We start from the raw sequence: 1,168 nt of genomic DNA, 5'->3' as shown, positions 1-1,168 counted from the left end.
GTAAGCATCCGACCGTCCCACCTTCCAGCGGAATCTATTTCCCTGTAATCTGAGCAAATGGCAGAAGCGAATCGATCTGACTGTTGGGACAGGTGGGTAGTTTTTCCAGCGTTTCGGTCAGCCAGCGCATGGGGTCGATACCGTTGAGTTTGGCGGTGGCCACCAGGCTTTGAATGGCAGCGGCGCGCCGACCAGCGCGCTCCGAACCGGTGAAGAGCCAGTTCTTTTTCCCAATGGCGATGGGGCGTATGGCGTTCTCGACGGCGTTGTTGTCGATCGGGTAGGTGCCGCTGTCGACATAGCGAACCAGGGCCGGCCACCGTTTGAGCGCATGATCGAGCGCCTTTGCAGTGCCGCTGCCATCGGCAACGACGGGTCTGGTTTTGACGAGCCACGCGTGCAGCTCATCAAGGACTGGCTTGGCATCACTCTGGCGGCGAGCATGACGTGCCGGCGCCGAATCATCGACCGCATTGCGCTCGATGGCATACAGCAGCCCAATGCGGCGCAGGGCCTCGGCGGCGATCGGACTGCCATTGGCCGCATGCAGCTCGAAGAATTTTCGGCGCACGTGGGCCAGGCAAGCCAGTTCGGTAACGCCGTGCACGAACAGTGCCTTGTAGGCGACGTAATCGTCGACCATCAGGTGTCCGCGCCAGTGTTGCAGGAACGACTGGGCATGCGCGCCGGCGCGCCCGCCCTGGTAGTCGAACACGACGATAGGGGGACCTTCGTCCAAGCTGTTGGAACGGTATGCCCATAAGTAAGCACGCTTGGTTTTACCCTGCCCGGGATCGAGTTGCCTGACCGGCGTCTCATCGGCATGCAGGGTCGGTCGCATGCGCAGCAGTTCCGCCAGCCTGTCAGCCAGGGGCTGCAACGCCACGCCGACCTTGCCGGCCCAGTCCGATGTCGTCGAGATGGGCAGTGGAACGCCCTGGCGCTCGCCAATCTGGTTGATGCGATACAGCGGCAGATGATCGACGAACTTGCTGATGGCGATCCAGGCCAGCAGGCCGGGCGCGGCCATGCCGCCGTCGATGATCACCGGCGCCACAGGCGCTGCGGTCACGCTGTCGCAGGCGCGGCAGGCATACTGCGGGCGGATGTGGTGGTGCACGAAGAAGCGGGCAGGTTCAACGTCGAGCTGCTCGCTGACGTCCTCGCC

Annotated in this window: 1 protein-coding gene; it reads right to left on the bottom strand. The window is 63.2% G+C overall.

Features of this window, described 5'->3' with window-relative positions; translation table 11 throughout:
• Positions 1 to 34: 34 nt before the first annotated feature.
• Positions 35 to 1,168 (bottom strand): IS66 family transposase (gene tnpC, locus RBA40_RS33260; RefSeq protein WP_306653176.1); only part of this gene is annotated, 1,134 nt, incomplete at its 5' end.

This window comes from Massilia pseudoviolaceinigra (assembly GCF_030846505.1).
Taxonomy (GTDB): domain Bacteria; phylum Pseudomonadota; class Gammaproteobacteria; order Burkholderiales; family Burkholderiaceae_D; genus Telluria_A; species Telluria_A violaceinigra.
Note: the sequence above shows the minus strand (reverse complement) of the source record. Positions and strands in the feature narration are given on the sequence as shown.